Genomic DNA, 17,607 nt, shown 5'->3' on the forward strand with positions numbered 1-17,607 from the left:
TGCGTAGAGGTGTTCACCCTCGTGGTGAACCACCGTCCTGGGCATGCCTACCTCCGATGACTTCGTAGCGCTTTGTTCCTGTGATGGCGGCCCGTGCGGCATCCATCGTTTCGTATTGCCCGACGTGAGATCCTGTGGCGCCCCTGGCAACGAACGAGTCACGTGCACGTCGCTCGATCGTGCCGAGAAACTCGCCGACGGCGCTACCCACCCAGAATCCCCGGTCGACTTCGTACCACACCGCGGTGTTCGCGCGCGCAGTCCCCAGAGTTTCCACCGTCAGTGCCGACGAGGTCTCGATCACTTCCATTGTGCTTCCGTCTCATGATACCCAACACGTTCTGTGCCACACACCATATTGCACACTTGCTGTACTATTTCGTTACTGTGCTTTATAGCAACTGAGACACATCCTGAGATTTCTCCTGACATTGGAGGTAAAACGTGACCACTGCTACCGGTGCCAGACCGTCAAACGAGCCGCTCCCGCAGACTGAACCGCTTCCCACAATCTCGAACCGGCGGAGCACGCGCCCGCTGCCGGCGACGCCACGCGAGCACGGCGTAGGGCTCGTGCCGCGCTCCCGACTCATTGGATTCGGCGGGTTCGCTGACATGCTGGCCGTCCGTCGCCACCACCGTCGATTGCTCGACCGCGGCCTCTCAGCGGCATGAACCGTTCAACCAGCCCGAGTAGACAGGCGACTGGCGACTCGTCAAGCCCCTTTGTCGAGTTCGCGTCATGCGCCTAACTTTGCCGACAACCACCCAGCAATCTATGTGAGGAGAGCCATCATGGGTATGGACGACAAGATCAAGAACGCTGCGGAAGAAGCCAAGGGCAAGGTCAAGGAGACCGTCGGCGACGCGACTGACAACGAGAGCCTCGAGGCCGAAGGCAAGGCCGACCAGGCCAAGGCCGACGTCAAGCAGGCTGGCGAGAAGACAAAGGATGCGCTGTCCTGACGCTCTGCGCCAACATCCGACGGGGCCTGTCCAGACGGACGGGCCCCGTCGCTGTGTCGCATTCGCGAGCTTCGCGAAGTCGCCGACCGCATTCGTCGGAACACATTCCGTTCGCGTCATCCGATGTCAAGCCTCGTTCGCCGGGCAGGCATCCCGTCTAGGCTCCCCGCTGGAGGTTGACCATCATCATCGATTCGGACATCGCGACTCACCCGGTCGCGCGCTCGGGCGACGTCCGGCACGTGACTCTCAGTCCGCACCCGAGCGCAACGACCGCGCAGGTTGGTCGTGCTCTCGCGTCGGCGGCCGAGATCAGTGGGTTCGGCATGGACCTCGACGAGACTCTCGACTGGTGCGTGGACGTCGGGGAGTGGGCGCCGCGCGTCGGCGAGGGGCGTACGGCAGAGCTGTGGGAGCTTCTTGCCGCCACCGCTGCGATAGACGTGGGCGCGGCGCGCATTCTGGAGCCGCACCTGGACGCACTGACCATCCTGAATCAGGCCGACAGGTCAGATCTGGTCCGACCCGAGGACACGTGGGGAGTGTTCGCGGCCGAGAGCCCCGATCATCGCCTCCGCGCCGAGGAGTCAGCGGCACGGTGGACCCTGCGGGGCTCTAAGCCGTGGTGCTCGCTCGCGTCACACCTGTCCCGCGCGCTCGTGACGGCATCCCTCGACGACGGGCGACGCGCACTGTTCGCGGTCGACCTTCGCGCGGATGGTGTTCGAGCCCACGACGGGCCGTGGGTGGCGCGCGGGCTGACTCAGGTCGTGAGCGCACCCGTCGACTTCGACGATGCTCCGGCTGTCCCCATCGGACCACCGGGCTGGTATCTGGAGCGCCCGGGCTTCGCCTGGGGCGGGATGTCCGTAGCGGCGTGCTGGTGGGGGGCGGCGTCCGGCATCGCCCGACGGCTCCTGACTCCCGCACAATCGGCGGATGCCGACCAGCTCGCACTCGTCCATCTCGGCCGCGTCGATGCGTCCCTCTGGACGGCCCGCGCCGTGCTCGCCGAAGCAGCCGAGCTCCTGGACGATGGCCGCTCGACCCGAGTGGGCGAGCGACTGTTGAGTGAACGCGTGCGCGCCGTCGTGGTCGATGCCGCCGCTCTCACCCTCACCGAATCCGCCGAGGCTCTCGGTCCGAGCCCCCTCACCCGTGACGAGCAGTTCGCCCGGTCAAGCGCCGACCTTCACCTCTACATCCAGCAGCATCACGGGCTCCGCGATGTGGCGCGGATCGGTCGCGAAGCAGCTCGGCAGCGTGCCGCGTGGTGACCTTCAGCCACCTCGACGATGGCACCGCCGAGGAACGGTGGCTCGCCGATACTCGCCTGATCTCCGCGCCGCCGCTGGAGTCCCTCCCCGACGAGCTGGTCGTTATCGCCGCCCACCCCGACGACGAGACCCTCGGCGCCGGGGGACTGATATCCCGCGTTGCAGGCCAGGGAGGCCGGGTGAGTGTCATCGTCGCCACCGACGGTGAGGGCTCTCACCCGGGATCGAGAACGCACTCCCCCGATTCCCTCCGCGCAAAGCGGCGTCTCGAGGTCATCGAAGCGCTATCGCTTCTGGCTCCTGGAGCACGCGTGCAGTTCCTGTCGATCCCCGATGGCGAGGTGGGCACGCACGCGAGCGTCGTCGAGGATGCCGTCGCGGCGGCGCTGGATGCGACGGATGCCGCGCCGGCCCAGACGCTGGTCGTCGCCCCCTGGTCGGGAGACGGACACCGCGATCACCGGGAAGCTGCCGGTGCCGTGCGCAACGTCGCGTCAGTTCGCGGTGTGCGTCAGCTCGGGTATCCGATCTGGATGTGGCATTGGGGCACTCCCGAGGATGTTCCCTGGTCTCTGGCGCTCGCGGTGCAGCTGACCGAGGACGAACTGACACGTAAGGGTGCTGCCCTGCGAGCTCACACGTCTCAGGTGAAGGCCCTCTCAAACGAGCCGGGCGACGAGGCAATCGTGCCGCCGAGATTCCACGCTCACTTCACCCGCGACCGAGAGGTCTTCCTCGCCGAGGACCCCGGCGACCGGGCAACTCTCCGGTCGAGGTTCTTCGAGGACTTCTACGCGCGTCACGACGACCCGTGGGGTTTCGAGACACGGTGGTACGAGGAGCGAAAGCGCGCAGTCCTGCTTGCAGCGCTGCCGGCCCCGAACCTCGGCAGTGTTCTTGAGATCGGATGCGCCACGGGTCTGTTGACCGCGTCGCTTGCGGCTCGCTCCGACCGGGTCATCGCCGTTGACGCGTCAGCCCGCGCGGTCGATCGCGCGAGCCGCCGGTTGGCCGGCGCGGATCACGTGACGATCTCGCGCGCGCATGTGCCGACAGAGTGGCCGGAGGGAGAGTTCGACACCGTCGTGCTCTCCGAAGTCGGCTACTACTTCGACGCGGCCGATCTGGATACGCTCATCCGTCGAATCGACGCTGCGCTCACCGCGGACGGCATCGTCGTCGCGTGCCACTGGCGGCATCCGGTCGCGGAATACCCGTCCACCGGCGATCGTGTGCACCACACCCTGCGACGGGTGCCCGGATGGCGCAGGATCGTGCTCCACGAAGAGGACGACTTCGTACTCGAGGTCTTCGGCGGCGCGGATGTCGAGTCGGTGGCCGCGCGGGAGGGGCTGGCGTGATCGGCTCCAGCATCCGCGCACTTGCCGTCGTCATCCCGGTCCACAACGAAGAACAGCTTCTGTCCCGGTGTCTGCACGCGCTGGAAGCCGCCGTCGCGCGGGTCCGCGTGCCGTGCGCGGTCGTCGTCGTGATCGATGCCAGCACCGACGGGTCGGTAGCGGTCGCGCGGCGGCATCCGTTCGCCGTCATCGAGATCGGAGCGGGCTCCGTTGGCGCCGCCCGCTCGGTCGGGGTCACCGCCGCGCTCACAAGCCTGGCGCCAGCCATCGACCGGCACACCTGGATCGCCAACACCGACGCGGACTCGGTCGTGCCACCGAACTGGCTCACCCTTCAGCTTGACCTTGCCCGCGAGGGTGCCGACCTGGTCATCGGCACCGTGCGGCCGGACTTCGCCGACCTCACCCCGCAGCACCGGCAGCTGTGGCTCGACACACATGAGCCGGGCCGTCCGAACGGGCACGTGCACGGGGCGAACCTCGGTGTGCGGGCCGATGTCTATCGTGCGGCCGGAGGCTTCAGCGATGCCTCGGAGCACGAAGACGTGATGCTGGTCGATCGCTGCCGCGCGGCGGGAGCGCACGTCGTCGCCAGCGACGGGGCCGAGGTCATCACCTCTGGGCGGTTCGTCGGACGTACTCCCGGCGGCTATGCGGCGTACCTCCGGGATCAGCATCGGGGTCTCGGAGCGGTCACTCCCGAGCCGGTCTAGCGCGCTGGCGTCGCTGCGGCGAGCCTGCGAACGATCTCATCGAGCACGGGCGTGGGGGTCGCGAAGATGAGGCGCGCGAACCCTGCCCCGGCTTGGCCGCACATCGTCCCCTCAGTGAGAGTGACGGAGGCTTCCCGCGCGAAGTACTCCGCGGGCAGGTCGTCGATTCCGGCGCCGCGGAAGTCGATCCACCCGACGTACGTGCCTTCCGGTTTCGGCATCCATGCCCCCGGAAGATGCTCGGCAAGGAGCGAGAGCAGCCGATCACGATTGCCCTCGAGGTAGGGCACGAGGTCGGCAAGCCACGCATCCCCGCTGCGGAAAGCGACGGCGTTGGCGATCGCGCCGAGGTTGCTCGTGCCGTGCCCCGAGAACCGCCCGATGCGCTCCCACGTCTCGCGGTCACGGTCGCTCGTGAGCACGAGTTCCGCGCACTTCAGACCGGGGAGATTCCAGGCTTTCGAGGCGCTCATGGCAGTGATGGTGTGCTCGGCAGCAGCCGGTGTCACCGTCGCGTACGGGATATGGGTGGCGCCTGAGAAGACGAGCGGCGCCCAGATCTCGTCCGAGAAGACGCGCCCGCCGTTTCGGTCGACGACCTCGGCGATCCCGATCAGTTCGTCTCTCGCGAACACGCGACCCACCGGGTTGTACGGGTTGCACAGGAGCAGCAGGTTGCCTCCCTCGTCGAACGCCCGCTGCAGCGCGTCGAGGTCGAATTCGTAGCGTCCGTCGCGAATCGCGAGCGGCATCTCGATGACCTCGCGGCCGCGCATTGGCGGCACCATGAGGAACGGCATGTAAGAGGGAGTGGGAACGATGATCTTGGAGCCCGGCACCGAGCAGTGCTGCATCGCGAGTTCGAGGCCCATGATGACATCCGGGATGCCCCACACGTCGCTCGCGGGCACACTCCAGCCGTAGCGGCGCTCGAGGAACTCTGCTGTCGCATCCGAGAGGTCAGCGGCGATGCGCTGCGGCATGTACCCGAAGGCGCCCTCATCGACCGCAGCGTGAAGGGCGGCGGTGATGGCGGGGGCGATGCCGAAATCCATCTCGGCAACGAAGGCGCCGATGGAGCCATCCGTCGCCGACCACTTCGTCGCGCCCGTCGCGCGAAGCTGCTCGATCGTGATGGCGTCCATGCGCCGGGCGAAGTCGGTCATTGCGCGCTCTTCCTGCTCGTGGCCGCTCCCACGATAGCTCGCGCCACCGACGGCGGGCCCTCAGGCGCGGATGCTGCCGACGAGGGCGAGCACCTCTGCTACCGCGCCGCGAACGAGTGGAAGGCGAGCAAGCGGCAGCACCGCCGAGAGCAGCCTCAACGCTCGATCGAGCAGGAGCATCGTGCGCTGGCGGCCCTCCGAGGTGTCGTAGACCCAGAACAGCGCGAGCAGCAGGTGCGCGAGAACGAGCGCGTCCGGCATCCGCTGCCGCACGTCGTTGGTTAGCCGCGTCGGTGCCGCGCCATCGATCGCCTCCGCGAACAACCCCTCGACGATTGCTAAGGCTGGGGCCGATTCCACGGACAGCGGATTGATGGGCGACCGCGGCGAGACCGCCGCCGAGAGGAACTCTCCCGCGTGGGCGTGGTAGGGCTCGAGCTGATCGAGTCCGGTCTCGAAGACGATCCGCAGACGCTCGATCAGGTCGGTCGCGTCGGCGAGGAGCGGCTGAGCCGCGGCCCGGTGCCGCTCCTGCACGTCGAGGTACAGCTCCTGGATGAGGTGATTCTTCGACGCGAAGTGGTAGTTCGTCGCCCCCACCGACATCCCCAGCTCGTCGGCCAGCCCCCGGATCGTCGTCGCGTCGTACCCGTTCTCGCGAAATGATCGCAGCGCCGCGGAGCGGATGCGCTCACGGGTGCGCTCACCCTTCGTGTGTCGAACCTCAGCTGGCATCGATCGCCTCCTTCGCGTCGACGAGCGCTGCTCGCAGGTCGGTGTGCCCGAATGTGAAGCCGGCATCGCTCAGGGCCTGCGGCACGACCCACCGACTCTTCAGGACCAGCTCGGGCTCGGTGCGCAGCACCCACATCGCGGCTTCCAGCATCCAGCGCTGGGCGGGCAGCCCGACCGGCGCACCGACCACGCTGCGCAGCGTTCGCATGAGGGTGCGATTGTCGCTCGGATGGGGCGAGGCGACGTTCACGGGACCCGACATGCGCGGGTCGTCACGGATGAAGCGCACGGCCGCAACGACATCGTCGATGTGCACCCAACTGAATCTCTGGCGTCCGCGAGTGCGGTACCAGGGCGCCCGCGCCGGGCCGGTCGTTTGGTCACCGATGCCGCGGTAGCGGTGGTGCGGGGGCACCATCCGTCGAACTGCGTGCCGCCCAGCCCCCACCGGGCGAGGTTCAGCAGCATCCGGGTCGCCGGACCGTCGCCGATGACGATCGCCATCCGCAGCGCAACCCGGCGTGTGTCGGGAAGCGAGCCGGCGAAGAGCTCGCGCTCCCACGACGTTGCGACATCTACCGAGAACCCCGAGCCGATCTCACCGTCCGACTCGGCGTTTGGTCGATCGGTGGAGTGACGGTAGATCGTCGCCGTGGAGGCATTCATCCAGACCCGCGGCGGTCGCTCCGCCGTCGCAATGGCCTCGCGCAGCGCTCGCGTCGTCTCGACCCGCGAGTTCAGGATGCCGGCGCGATTGCGGTCCGTGTAGCGACAGTTCACGGACTTACCCGCGAGGTTGATGACCACGTCTGCACCGTCGACCGCGCGCGCCAGGGCCGCGGCATCGTGCCACTGGACCGGCGCAGTTCGCCCGATCTGACGGACCGCGTAGCCGTCTTCGGCGAGCGCCTGAACAACGGCTCGTCCGACGAAGCCGCTGCCGCCGGCGATCACGGCGACCTGCCGCCTCTCGGTGTCCATACATCGACGATAGCGCTTTTCTGAACGTGTTCAGAAACTGAAGAACTCTATCGCTGTCGGATGCACCCTGTGCGTCAGGATGGGGTGAGACACCAGCACTGCTGACCTTCGCACTGCACGGGGCGAGAACGGACCAATACTGAGATGACGATGACGGTTGCTGACGTCGGCACCGATGATGGGGCTATGGCTCCTCGTGCTGACCGGCCCAAGAGGCGGACGTTCACCGCCGAGTTCAAAGCGGCGATCCTGGCCGAGTACGACGCCGCGGACCGCTCTGGGCGTGGGGAGATCCTGCGCCGGGAGGGCCTGTACACCTCCCACATCATCGAGTGGCGCAAGGCCGCGGCCGCCGGCTCGCTGTCCGGGCTGGGCAGCAAGCCGCGGGACCGGCGCGAGCGGGAGCTGCAGGCGCTACGGGCCCGGGCGGAGAAGGCCGAGGCCGAGCTGGCCAAGACCAGGGCGGCGCTGGACCTGATGGGAAAAGCACACGCGCTCTTGGAGACGCTCTCCGAGAGCGCGGACAAGCCGCCGCGGTCGCCGCGGTGATCAACCCGGCCGTCGACGGGCTGGCCGAGCACGTCGGCACCGCGGCTGCGTGCGCGCTGCTGGGTCGCTCCCGCGCCAGTCACTACCGGGCCAAGAACCCGCCACCGCCACGTCCACGGACACCGCGGCCGGCACCGGCGAACAAGCTGTCCGCCGCCGAGCGGGCCCACGTGCTGGCCGTGTTGACCAGCCAGCGGTTCGCGGACAAGTCGGTCGCCCAGGTCTGGGCCACGCTGCTGGACGAGGGCACCTACCTGTGCTCGATGTCCACGATGCACCGGATCCTGCGCGAGCACGACATGGCCGGGGAACGGCGCCGGCAGGCGAGCCACCCGCCCCGGACCCGGCCCGAGCTCGTCGCGACGGCGCCGGGGCAGGTGTGGAGTTGGGACATCACAAAGCTCAAGGGGCCGGAGCGGGGCGTGTACTACGACCTGTACGTCGTGCTCGACATCTTCTCCAGGTTCGTCGTGGGCTGGACCATCGCGGCCCGCGAGGACGCCGAGATCGCCAAGAGGGCTTGTCAAGTCTTCTGTGTAAGCGGGTTGGTGTTGGTGGTTAGAGGTAGGGGGTGATGCGGTCGGGGTAGGCGAGTGCGAGTTGTTCGAGGGCTTGTTTCCAGTTCGTGGTCACGTTGCCCTCGATGAGTCGGCCGGAAGCTTTTCGCTGGCTGGAGGGGCGCCCGCGTTCCTTCTCGCGTTCTCGGGCGCGCTTGTCTTCGATGTCGCAGATCGCCAGCCAGAGCAGCTTGACCGCGGCGGCGTCGTTGGGAAAGTGACCCCGCGATTTCGTCACTTTCCGCAGCTGGTAGTTCAGCGACTCGATCGCGTTGGTGGTGTAGATCACGCGGCGCAGCTCGGGCGGGAACGCCAGGAACGGGGTGAACCGGTCCCAGGCGTCCTGGAACGTCTTCACCGCCGAGGGGTAGCGGCGGCCGAGCTCGGAGTCGCTGAACGCCTCGAGCGCTTCGAGCGCGGCGTCCTCGTTCACCGCGGTGTAAATCGGTTTCAGCGCGGCGGCGACGGCTTTGCGGTCTTTGTAGTTCACGAACCGCATCGCCGCGCGGATCAGGTGGACCACGCAGGTCTGCACGGTCGCTTGCGGCCACGTCGCCGCGACCGCCTCGGGAAATCCGGTGAGCCCGTCGGTGCAGACGATCAGCACGTCGCGGATGCCACGGTTGGCAAGCTCGGCGCAGACCGATGCCCAGAACTTCGCGCCTTCGGTGGCCTGCACCCAGATACCCAGGACGTGCTTGATCCCGTCCATGTCGACCCCGACGGCGATATGCGCGGCCTTGTTGCGCACGTGACCGCCGTCACGGATCTTCACGATGATCGCGTCGAGATAGATCACCGGATACAACGCTTCCAATGGGCGGGTCTGCCACGCGAGGACCTCGTCGGCGACCTGGTCGGTGATCTTCGAGATCGTCTCATGGCTGAGCTCGGTGCCGATCGTGTTCGCGAGATGATGCTGGATATCGCGGATGGTCATCCCGCCGGCATAGAGCGAGATGATCATCCCGTCCAGCCCATCCAGCCGGCGCTGCCCCTTCGGGACGAGCATCGGGGTGAACGACCCGTTCCGATCCCGCGGGACCGATAGGTCGATCTCACCGATCTCGGTCGACACCGTCTTCGGCGTCGTGCCGTTGCGGGAGTTCGGATACAGCGACGCTTCCGCATCACCACGCTCGTACCCGACGTGCTCGGTCAGCTCCGCGTCCAGGCCCCGCTCCAGCGCGGCCTTCAGCATGCCACCGAGCAGCCCCTGATCGCCCGTCAGCGGGGTGCCGGCATCGATCTTCGCGAAGATCTCATCCATCGCACCCGACGACTTCAACTGATCAGCGAGCTCCTTCTGCCGACGCCTGCGCTCCTCGCGCTCCGGACTGATAGCCATGGTCTCCATGATGTTCTCCTTCGAGGTGAACCCCACTCACACAGACCATCTGACACCCCCCGCCAAGAACCTGCTCGAGCACGCCATGGGCATCCATGGCGTGCCGGAGGCGATCCACGCCGACCGCGGGACCTCGATGACCTCCAAACCGGTCGCTCAGCTGCTCGTCGACCTCGGGGTGGCCAGGTCGCACTCCCGCCCGCACGTGTCGAACGACAACCCTTACAGCGAGGCGGCGTTCAAGACGCTGAAGTACGCCCCGGTCTTCCCCGAGCGCTTCGGGTCCCTGGCCGACGCCGGCGCGTTCGCCGAGCAGTTCTTCGCCTACTACAACCACGAGCACCGCCACTGCGGGATCGGGCTGCACACCCCCGCCAGCGTCCACTTCGGCACCGCCGGGCAGGTCCGCGCCCAGCGCCAGGCCACCCTGGACGCGGCCTACGCCGCCCGTCCCGAGCGCTTCGGCCACCGCCGACCCCAGGCGCCCAAGCTGCCCGAGGCCGCCTGGATCAACCAGCCCTCACAGGAGGCCCTCATACAGACCGCCTGACGGAATCTGTCTCACCCGCCTTGACACTTTCCGGCACGACATAGCGTGCCGTCATGACGATCACTGATGTCCTTGTGGAAGACGAACCCGCCGAACTGCTTCTCGAAGCGATCACGGCCCTGATGGAGAACTCCGAAGAGTCCGCCGGCATGACCAGCTTTGGAGGCAAACTGGCAGGCGATAGCGGCGCGGCGCTCGTGCACGCGCTCGGACGGATAACGGCCGAGCTGCACGCCGAGGACATGCGCAGCTTCCTCCCCGGAGGAACACGCAACAAACGCACCGAAGAGCAGCGTGGCGCTGACGCCTTCGTCCTGCTCGTCGATCGGCTCGAGGAGGCATTGATGAGTCGGACAGCCGATGATGTCGCGACGTGACTGAAGTTCGCCGGGCCGAAGGCTTGTACCCCTGATCAGGTCAGCGGCCGGTCAGGACGCCCCGGAGCACTCACGTTCCCGGTCGTCAGCTCAGACATCGTGAGGTCGTCGAGCCATGAGGGCCGCATGATTTGCGCCGGCGGTTCGATTCGGACCCTTTCGGGAGTCCAGGCCGGCGTGACAACTGAACAGATCAACGCAAAGCCCGCGGAGTCGACGAGTCGAAGTGCTTTGTAGGATCCGGCCGGGACAGTGATCATCGGCCGCGTCTCCCGAGACACCACCGACCTGGTCACCGCACCGTCGCTATCCACAACCACGTACTCGACCGGACCACCGTCGACGATGACGTGGGTGTCATCGACAGCAAGCCAATGCCACGCGTTGATGGGGCGACGAGGGTCGAGCAGGTAATAGATTGCGTTCGCGGCTGGAGACGCCGCGCCGTCGGCAGTTCGGACTTCCACATCCGAACGGAAGGCGGGAGCCCACCACCCCGATTCACCCTCGAGCACGCGCAGTCCCAGCCGCTCAATCCACTCGTCGGCTCGAGGATGATGTGTCACATGCTCCATCGTGCCCGCATGCCGCTTCGAGAAGAGATCAGCTCAGCTACGTTCAGGAAAAGTGGCGGAGACGGAGGGATTTGAACCCTCGGTCCCCGTGAGGGGACTCCACCTTAGCAGGGTGGTGCACTAGGCCTGACTATGCGACGTCTCCAGGCATCCGTGCCCGAATCGGGCGGATGACCTCGTCAATACTAACCGCTGCGGTCCGCCGCGACGAATGGATGCCGTCAGCCGAGGTTTCCGACCGAGCAGGTGGTCTGCGCAGCCGTCGAGCCGCTGATCGAGTTCGGAAGAACCGCGGCGTCTTGAGCCGGCGCTTCCGTGGGCGCGGCCGTGGCGTTCGGATCCGCGGTGGGCTCAGGCGCGGGCTCCTCGGTCGGCGTGACATCGACAACGCTCCCGTTCGCTCCAGCCTTGCCGGTGAGCTCGAGCGGCGCGTTGGCCTCGAGTGCTGCCCACAGCTGGTCTGCCGCGGCGTAGTTCGGCACGACCTTGTTCGGGTCGTCCGGGTCGCCGTTCACGGGGTACTGAACGAAGACAATGTCCGAGAACGGAACATCCTTGATCGCAAGCGCGATCTGCACGAGCGTCAGGGGGTTGGTGAGGCTCGAGCTCTTCGTAATGTTGTCGATCGCCACGGTCGCGAGGCGGTAAAGCGTCGCCGGGTCCGAGAGCACGTTCTCGCTGACGAGCTTCTTGGCAAGGCTCGACATGTACTGCTGCTGGTTGCTGATCCGGCCGAGATCCGATCCGTCACCGACGCCTTTGCGGGTCCGGAGGAAAGCGAGTGCCTGGGTTCCCGAGACTGTCGAGATTCCGTCGGGCAGGTAGAGGCCGGCGAGCGGGTCGCTGATGCCACCTTGGACGCAAACGTCGACCCCACCGATCGCGTCGGTGATGTTGATCACGCCACCCCAGGTGACCTTCGCAGCGAACGGGATGCTCTGACCACTCAATTGCGAAATGGTCTTGACGACGCACGAGAGGCCGCCGCCGTCCGCGCCACCGCCCGCGTAGAACGCCGAGTTCAGGGGCTGCTTGCTCATTGCCGAGGACGTCGATCCGTCGCCCCGATCGCACGAGGGAATCGGGATCATGAGATCGCGAGGGAAAGAGATCACGGTGACCCGGCGCGGAGCATCCGATATGTGCACGAGCATGTTGACGTCGTTGAGCTCGCCCTCGGAATCGGAACCCGAGCAGCGGTCGCCGAAGATCGCCGCGAACTCCGGCTCACAGGCGTCAGTGCCTGCAACGAAGAGGTTCACGCCGCCCTCGATCGCGCCAATGTCGGGCGGAACGACGACCTGCTCTTCGAGCTCGACCGTGTTCTCGGTGGCGTAGCTGGCGGCCAGGTCGTAGACCGTGTAGGCGGCAACCCCTGTACCCGAAACGAGGACGACGGCAACGACAATGCCGAGTGCCTTCATGAAGACCGAGAACGGATGCGGCGACTTCAGCGCCCCATGACGGGCCACCGTGTGGCGGCCGCGCTGCGGTGCTGTCTTGCTCACAAAGTTCCCTTCCGACGACGATCGCAACGCACCCAGTCGGCGGGGTGGGCCGCGCAAGGCTGCGCCTCGGCTCTGCGCGACGCCGTCCGGTCACGGGTTGTTGTCCTGGAGGACGTCGGGTGTTAGCGAAGCCGAAGAACGGATGCCTTAAGAAAGGTAGGTTATGCCATGCCCGCTGAGCATGCACTGTGGGCATGCTCAGCGGCGATTCTGAGACACATATGCGATGCACAGCATCCTTTCCGGCTTTCACGGGCTGCGCTCGGCTTTTACGCAAGGCTGCACCGGTAACATCAGCGCCGTGACCACCGTTGACGGCGACCGGCAGGCCGATTCCGTCCCGGAAGGCGAGCCCTCCTCAAGCAACGCGCCTGCCCTGCGTGCGCGCCGTTCGTCAGACCCGCAGGGCGTCCTACCGCGAACCCGGTCGAGTGCGTCATCCGTCGCCCCCTCGGCCCCGATGACCCGGCGAGACGCACGGACGCGGAGAAGTCCGGCGAGGCCGCTTGCCCGTCACGCCGCGCCCGAATCCGGGGCGTCGCGCCGGCGCCGCGGATGGCGGACGTTCTGGATCGCCCTGAGCCCCCTCGGCCTGGTCCTGGTCGGCTCCGTCATCGTCGGCGGCGTCTTCGCACTCCAGGTGCTCGAGGTGCGCGATGACCTCGAAACCGTCAAGTCGCAGCTGGGTGGACTGGCAGAGGCCGCCGTGTCGGGCAACACCGACACCCTCCAGCATGCTGGCGATGAGATCGTCGCTCGCACCCAGCGCGCGTCCGAGACCGCGAACGGTCCACTCTGGGATCTGGCATCCACGCTCTCCCGCATCGGGAACAACGTCCTTGCGGTGCGCACGGTTGCCGAAGCGGTCAACACGATCGCGAGCCAGTCGATCCCACCCGTCGTGAACATGGTCGCTGCCGCGAACGTCGATGAGCAGCGCGCCGAGGGAAGCCTCGGCATCAACCTGCAACCGTTCCTCGAGGCCGAGACGGTGCTGCCGACCATCATTTCGTCGTTCGAGGATGCCGCAGCGATCGCTGCGAGCATGGATCGCACGGATGTCCTACCCGCCGTCTACGAGCCGATGGACGAGATGGTTGGGCTTCTCGACCAGGCAGTGCCGATCCTCAAGGTCGCGCAAGAGAACCTTCCTGCGCTGCTGCAGGCGGCCGGCGCCAATGGGCCGATGCTGTATCAAGTCATGATCCAAACCCCCGCCGAGATCCGTGCGACCGGCGGCGGGGTCGCCCACTGGCTGATTTTCAAAGTGGACAACGGGCAGGCCGAACTCGTCGGCCAAGACAACGGCGTCGATCTAATGTACTCGCGGCTTCCGTCGCTGGGTTTCGACACTGAGAACGGCTCCCTCATCACCTTCCCTCGGACGGTTCGATCGCTCTACCCTCCGGAGCTCGACAACTGGTCGTCTAACTTCACGATGACCCCGGATTTCCCGCGCGCCGTTGACCTCTTCCAGGCGACCCGCGAGTGGGAGGACCTGCCGACGTTCGATGGTGCGATCTCCATCGACCCGATCGTGCTTGCCCACCTTCTGGAGGCGACCGGTCCCCTCACCCTCGATTCGGGAGAGCAAGTCACCCCTGAGAACACGGGTGCGCTCCTGATGAGCGAGCCGTACGAGCGATACGGCGACAACAACGCCGCGATGGACGCGTTCTTCAACGAGGTGACCTCGAAGATGTTCAGCGCCCTCACCAGCGGCAACTGGGAGTTCGGCGCGATGTGGGATCAGCTCGTTCGTAGCGCCAGCGAGGGTCGCATTCAGATGTGGTTCGACGACCCCGGCCTCGAAGCGTTCGCGACGGAGTACGGCCTCGATGCGACACTCCGCGAAGACAACACGGATGCCACGCAGCTCGGCATCTACTTCAACGACTACTCGATCGGCAAGCTCAACTACCACCTGTCATACGACCAGCACGCAACGTGCAACGTCGACGAGCGCACGATCACAGTCACCATGAACCTGCACAGCAGCGTTCCGCCGGACATCTCAAGCAACTACACGCTGGGCCTGCGCAACATCGGTCGCGGTCTCGACCGACGCACCATGATGCTCGACGTGCTTTTCTTCGCCCCGCCCGGCGGCGAGATCCTCTGGACCGACCCGAAGCGGGGCGACCGGCAGGATGGCACGTTCCACGATCGCTCGGGAGTCGACCACGGAAACGAGGGGCTGAGTCGCACCCTGCTCCTACCGATGGGCAAGTCGCGCACGGTGTCGTACGAGGTCCAGCTCCCCGACGGACCCCTCGGTCCGCTGCAGTTGCGTCACACTCCGGGCGCGAACGACACCCAGGTCACAGTGGATGCGAACTGCGCGAGCCTGTTCGCCAGCCCCGAAGGCTCGACGAACATCTCCCTGTCGAAGATCGGCTGACCCCGCCGCGCCTCACGCGCTCACGCCCTGGCGAAGGTGGGCGCATATCGTCGGCAACCATGCTGAAGATTGGCGCACATGGTCGCTATTGGTGCAGGATGCGGCAGAACGCGCCCACTTCTCGGCCGGCGGCCCACCCAAGGGCTCGAACCCGCCGCGCCCGAGAATCGGAAGAGGCGCCGCCCTCCGGGCGACGCCTCTTCCGATGGCGGAGGGTGTGGGATTCGAACCCACGGGACATTGCTGCCCACTGGTTTTCAAGACCAGGTCCATCGGCCGCTCGGACAACCCTCCCGATGACGCCGCACGCGGCATCCAGCGAACGGCGTCCACTCTATCCGACCACCCCGACGACGTTCTCGCCGCGAAGGTTCAGAGCGCGCGAAGAATCGCCGCGACTCCGCCCTCGTGAACGGATGACGTGATCTCTCCGGCCGCGTCGAGCACTTCCTGCGGACCCTGCGCCATCGCGATCGCGCGACCGCCGTTCTCCAGGGCCCAGGCGAACATGCCCAGGTCGTTGCGGCCGTCACCGATGACGAGCACCTCATGCGGGTCGAAGCCGAGCCACTCGCGCACCATCTCCAGCGCCGTCGACTTGTCGATGCCGGGCGGGGCGATGTCGAGCCAGGCGGTCCACCCGATCGCGTACGAGACCTCGTTCAGGCCGACCTGCGCAACGAGGTCGACGAAGTCCCCCTCAGCGTGATCGGGCGAGACGACAACGACGCGGCACACCGGCTCACGGGTGAGCTCATCGAACGCGACGCGGCGAGCACCGAGCAGGTTCCAGTCATCGAGCTCCTCGGTATAGAGGCGGCTGCCGTCCTCGAGCTCGACCATGTACTTCGCGTCGGGCAGGTGCTCACGCAGCAGCGTGACGACCTCTGTCGCGTCGAAAGTCTCGGTGTGCACCTGCTCGTAGCGGACCTCATCCCCCTCGATCTTCTTGAGGATGACGGTGCCGTTCGAGCACACGACGTAGTCGGGTTCGATCTCGAGGACGCGCACGACTCCACGCGTGCTCGCCCACGAGCGACCGGTCGCGAGCATGACCTCGTGCCCCGCGCGGCGAGCATGCTCGACAGCCTCGACGACGCCGGGACTCAGGGTCTCATCCTCGAGCAGCACGGTGCCATCGATATCTAGCGCGATGAGCAGCCGCGGCGTGCTCCCGGGGTGGTGTTCGGTCTCTTCGGCGAGTTCCTCGACGATCTCGGCGGCATCCTCCTCGGGAACCGCCTCGACCTCACCGGTGTGCGGCACCACGGCATCCGTCACGCGACCGGCTCCAGGATCTCCGTCCCACCCAGGTACGGGCGCAGTACCTCAGGCACCGTCACGGATCCATCCTCACGCTGGTGCGTCTCGAGCAGCGCGACGATCCAGCGCGTGGTCGCGAGCGTCCCGTTGAGCGTTGCCACGTGCTGCGTCTTCCCTCCGTCGGGGCGGTGACGGATGTCGAGCCGACGCGCCTGGAAGGTCGTGCAGTTACTCGTGCTGGTGAGCTCGCGATAGGCATCCTGGGTCGGGACCCACGCCTCGACGTCGTACTTGCGAGCTGCGCTCGACCCGAGGTCGCCGGCGGCGACGTCGATGACGCGGTATGCGAGGCCGAGGTCTTGCAGCATCCGCTCCTGCATCTCGACGAGGCGCAGGTGCTCGGTCTCGGCATCCTCGAGGCTCGTGTAGACGAACATCTCGAGCTTGTTGAACTGGTGCACTCGGATGATGCCGCGAGTGTCTTTGCCATACGAACCCGCCTCGCGCCGGTAGCACGTCGACCAGCCGGCGTAGCGCTTGGGCCCCTTGGCGAAATCGATGATCTCGTCCATGTGGTAGCCGGCGAGCGGCACCTCGCTGGTGCCGACGAGGAAGAGGTCGTCCTCCTCGAGGTGGTATATCTCGTCGGCGTGCGCGCCGAGGAATCCGGTGCCGCGCATGACCTCGGGCCGAACGAGGGTCGGCGGGATGACGGGGGTGAACCCGGCCTGGAGGGCGCGGTCGAGCGCGAGGTGCATGATCGCCAGTTCGAGGCGCGCACCGATGCCGGTGAGGAAGTAGAAGCGGCTGCCCGACACCTTCGTGCCGCGCTCCATGTCGATGGCGCCGAGGATCTCACCGATCTCGAGGTGGTCGCGCGGTGCGAAATCGAAGGTGCGGGGCTCGCCGTGTGTGCGGAGCGTCACGAAGTCGGCCTCGCCGCCAGCCGGAACCCCGTCGATGACGATGTTCTCGATGCGTGAGAGTGCGGCTTCTGCTGCTTCTTCGGCGAGCGTCACGCGCTGCTGGGCCTGCTTGACCTGCGCGCTGAGCTCCTTGGCCTCGGCGACGAGTGCAGCCTTCTCATCCTTCGGTGCCTGCGCGACCCGCTTGCCGTGGGCGTTCTGCGCGGCACGGAGCTCCTCGAAGGCCGTGATTGCGGCGCGGCGCTCGCGGTCTGCGTCGAGGGCGGCATCCACCGTCTCGGACGAGTGCCCGCGAGCTTCCTGCGAGCGCTTGACCAGCTCGGGGTTCTCACGAAGAAGCACGGGATCGATCAC

Annotated in this window: 16 protein-coding genes, 2 tRNA genes and 2 pseudogenes; 9 read left to right on the top strand and 11 right to left on the bottom strand. The window is 66.7% G+C overall.

Annotation, left to right across the window (positions count from 1 at the left end; genetic code table 11):
• Nucleotides 1-13 precede the first annotated feature (13 nt).
• Nucleotides 14-310, bottom strand: coding sequence for a hypothetical protein (locus tag MICSW_RS13045; protein ID WP_341578682.1), 297 nt, complete (start codon nucleotides 308-310; stop codon nucleotides 14-16).
• Between the two features lie 485 nt (nucleotides 311-795).
• Between MICSW_RS13045 and MICSW_RS13050 the strand changes: the two genes are divergently transcribed.
• From MICSW_RS13050 to MICSW_RS13065, 4 genes are all read left to right on the top strand, one after another.
• Nucleotides 796-966, top strand: coding sequence for a CsbD family protein (locus MICSW_RS13050; protein WP_228178431.1), 171 nt, complete (start codon nucleotides 796-798; stop codon nucleotides 964-966).
• Nucleotides 967-1,142: 176 nt separating this feature from the next.
• Entirely contained in the window at nucleotides 1,143-2,243 is a 1,101-nt protein-coding gene (locus MICSW_RS13055) for an acyl-CoA dehydrogenase (RefSeq protein ID WP_464496192.1), read from the top strand.
• The gene (locus MICSW_RS13060; RefSeq protein WP_464496193.1) at nucleotides 2,237-3,604 is read left to right on the top strand and encodes a PIG-L family deacetylase; all 1,368 of its coding nucleotides are present in this window, start codon (nucleotides 2,237-2,239) and stop codon (nucleotides 3,602-3,604) included. Before MICSW_RS13055 ends, MICSW_RS13060 begins: the two co-directional genes overlap by 7 nt.
• Entirely contained in the window at nucleotides 3,601-4,317 is a 717-nt protein-coding gene (locus MICSW_RS13065) for a glycosyltransferase family 2 protein (protein ID WP_228178428.1), read from the top strand. Before MICSW_RS13060 ends, MICSW_RS13065 begins: the two co-directional genes overlap by 4 nt.
• Here the strand turns inward: MICSW_RS13065 and MICSW_RS13070 are convergent.
• The 3 genes and pseudogenes from MICSW_RS13070 to MICSW_RS13080 form a co-directional block, all read right to left on the bottom strand.
• Nucleotides 4,314-5,483: a MalY/PatB family protein gene (locus tag MICSW_RS13070; protein ID WP_464496194.1), complete on the bottom strand. Its 1,170-nt coding sequence runs from the start codon at nucleotides 5,481-5,483 to the stop codon at nucleotides 4,314-4,316. The genes MICSW_RS13065 and MICSW_RS13070 overlap by 4 nt on opposite strands.
• Before the next feature lie 60 nt (nucleotides 5,484-5,543).
• Nucleotides 5,544-6,218, bottom strand: coding sequence for a TetR/AcrR family transcriptional regulator (locus MICSW_RS13075; RefSeq protein ID WP_464496195.1), 675 nt, complete (start codon nucleotides 6,216-6,218; stop codon nucleotides 5,544-5,546).
• Nucleotides 6,208-7,199: pseudogene (locus MICSW_RS13080) on the bottom strand (epimerase). Before MICSW_RS13080 ends, MICSW_RS13075 begins: the two are co-directional and overlap by 11 nt.
• 144 nt (nucleotides 7,200-7,343) lie before the next feature.
• On the opposite strand from MICSW_RS13080, the gene MICSW_RS13085 reads away from it, so the two are divergent.
• Both MICSW_RS13085 and MICSW_RS13090 read left to right on the top strand, forming a co-directional pair.
• The gene (locus MICSW_RS13085; RefSeq protein ID WP_138178340.1) at nucleotides 7,344-7,748 is read left to right on the top strand and encodes a transposase; all 405 of its coding nucleotides are present in this window, start codon (nucleotides 7,344-7,346) and stop codon (nucleotides 7,746-7,748) included.
• A complete protein-coding gene (locus MICSW_RS13090; RefSeq protein ID WP_464496196.1) occupies nucleotides 7,745-8,323 on the top strand; it encodes a DDE-type integrase/transposase/recombinase in 579 nt (192 codons plus the stop codon). Before MICSW_RS13085 ends, MICSW_RS13090 begins: the two co-directional genes overlap by 4 nt.
• Here the strand turns inward: MICSW_RS13090 and MICSW_RS13095 are convergent.
• Entirely contained in the window at nucleotides 8,307-9,653 is a 1,347-nt protein-coding gene (locus MICSW_RS13095; RefSeq protein WP_228481089.1) for an IS256 family transposase, read from the bottom strand. The genes MICSW_RS13090 and MICSW_RS13095 overlap by 17 nt on opposite strands.
• Nucleotides 9,654-9,765: 112 nt before the next feature.
• Between MICSW_RS13095 and MICSW_RS13100 the strand changes: the two are divergent.
• A pseudogene (locus MICSW_RS13100) lies at nucleotides 9,766-10,203 on the top strand (transposase); the annotation flags it as partial.
• Between the two features lie 53 nt (nucleotides 10,204-10,256).
• Nucleotides 10,257-10,580, top strand: coding sequence for a hypothetical protein (locus MICSW_RS13105; protein ID WP_464496197.1), 324 nt, complete (start codon nucleotides 10,257-10,259; stop codon nucleotides 10,578-10,580).
• 35 nt (nucleotides 10,581-10,615) lie between these two features.
• Here the strand turns inward: MICSW_RS13105 and MICSW_RS13110 are convergent, their stop codons facing one another.
• From MICSW_RS13110 to MICSW_RS13120, 3 genes are all read right to left on the bottom strand, one after another.
• A complete protein-coding gene (locus tag MICSW_RS13110) occupies nucleotides 10,616-11,146 on the bottom strand; it encodes a cupin domain-containing protein (RefSeq protein ID WP_228178423.1) in 531 nt (176 codons plus the stop codon).
• A gap of 62 nt (nucleotides 11,147-11,208) precedes the next feature.
• A tRNA-Ser gene (locus tag MICSW_RS13115) sits at nucleotides 11,209-11,300 on the bottom strand.
• 76 nt (nucleotides 11,301-11,376) lie between these two features.
• The gene (locus MICSW_RS13120) at nucleotides 11,377-12,663 is read right to left on the bottom strand and encodes an LCP family protein (protein ID WP_228178415.1); all 1,287 of its coding nucleotides are present in this window, start codon (nucleotides 12,661-12,663) and stop codon (nucleotides 11,377-11,379) included.
• Between the two features lie 301 nt (nucleotides 12,664-12,964).
• Between MICSW_RS13120 and MICSW_RS13125 the strand changes: the two genes are divergently transcribed.
• The gene (locus MICSW_RS13125) at nucleotides 12,965-15,064 is read left to right on the top strand and encodes a DUF4012 domain-containing protein (protein WP_464496198.1); all 2,100 of its coding nucleotides are present in this window, start codon (nucleotides 12,965-12,967) and stop codon (nucleotides 15,062-15,064) included.
• Nucleotides 15,065-15,270: 206 nt separating this feature from the next.
• Here MICSW_RS13125 and MICSW_RS13130 read toward each other — a convergent pair.
• The 3 genes from MICSW_RS13130 to serS all read right to left on the bottom strand — a co-directional run bounded on the left by MICSW_RS13130 (nucleotide 15,271) and on the right by serS (nucleotide 17,607).
• A tRNA-Ser gene (locus tag MICSW_RS13130) sits at nucleotides 15,271-15,358 on the bottom strand.
• 78 nt (nucleotides 15,359-15,436) lie between these two features.
• On the bottom strand, nucleotides 15,437-16,345 hold the full coding sequence (locus tag MICSW_RS13135; protein WP_228178413.1) for an HAD family hydrolase: 909 nt from the start codon (nucleotides 16,343-16,345) through the stop codon (nucleotides 15,437-15,439).
• Nucleotides 16,342-17,607, bottom strand: coding sequence for a serine--tRNA ligase (serS, locus tag MICSW_RS13140; protein ID WP_347425139.1), 1,266 nt, complete (start codon nucleotides 17,605-17,607; stop codon nucleotides 16,342-16,344). Before serS ends, MICSW_RS13135 begins: the two co-directional genes overlap by 4 nt.

Source organism: Microbacterium sp. SW12, assembly GCF_055391095.1.

Coding starts and splice junctions, on each gene's coding strand:
- MICSW_RS13075 (WP_464496195.1), bottom strand. CDS start 6,218: ATGCCAGCTGAGGTTCGACACACGAAGGGTGAGCGCACCCGTGAGCGC.
- MICSW_RS13070 (WP_464496194.1), bottom strand. CDS start 5,483: ATGACCGACTTCGCCCGGCGCATGGACGCCATCACGATCGAGCAGCTT.
- MICSW_RS13085 (WP_138178340.1), top strand. CDS start 7,344: ATGACGATGACGGTTGCTGACGTCGGCACCGATGATGGGGCTATGGCT.
- MICSW_RS13105 (WP_464496197.1), top strand. CDS start 10,257: ATGACGATCACTGATGTCCTTGTGGAAGACGAACCCGCCGAACTGCTT.
- MICSW_RS13050 (WP_228178431.1), top strand. CDS start 796: ATGGGTATGGACGACAAGATCAAGAACGCTGCGGAAGAAGCCAAGGGC.
- MICSW_RS13045 (WP_341578682.1), bottom strand. CDS start 310: ATGGAAGTGATCGAGACCTCGTCGGCACTGACGGTGGAAACTCTGGGG.
- MICSW_RS13095 (WP_228481089.1), bottom strand. CDS start 9,653: ATGGCTATCAGTCCGGAGCGCGAGGAGCGCAGGCGTCGGCAGAAGGAG.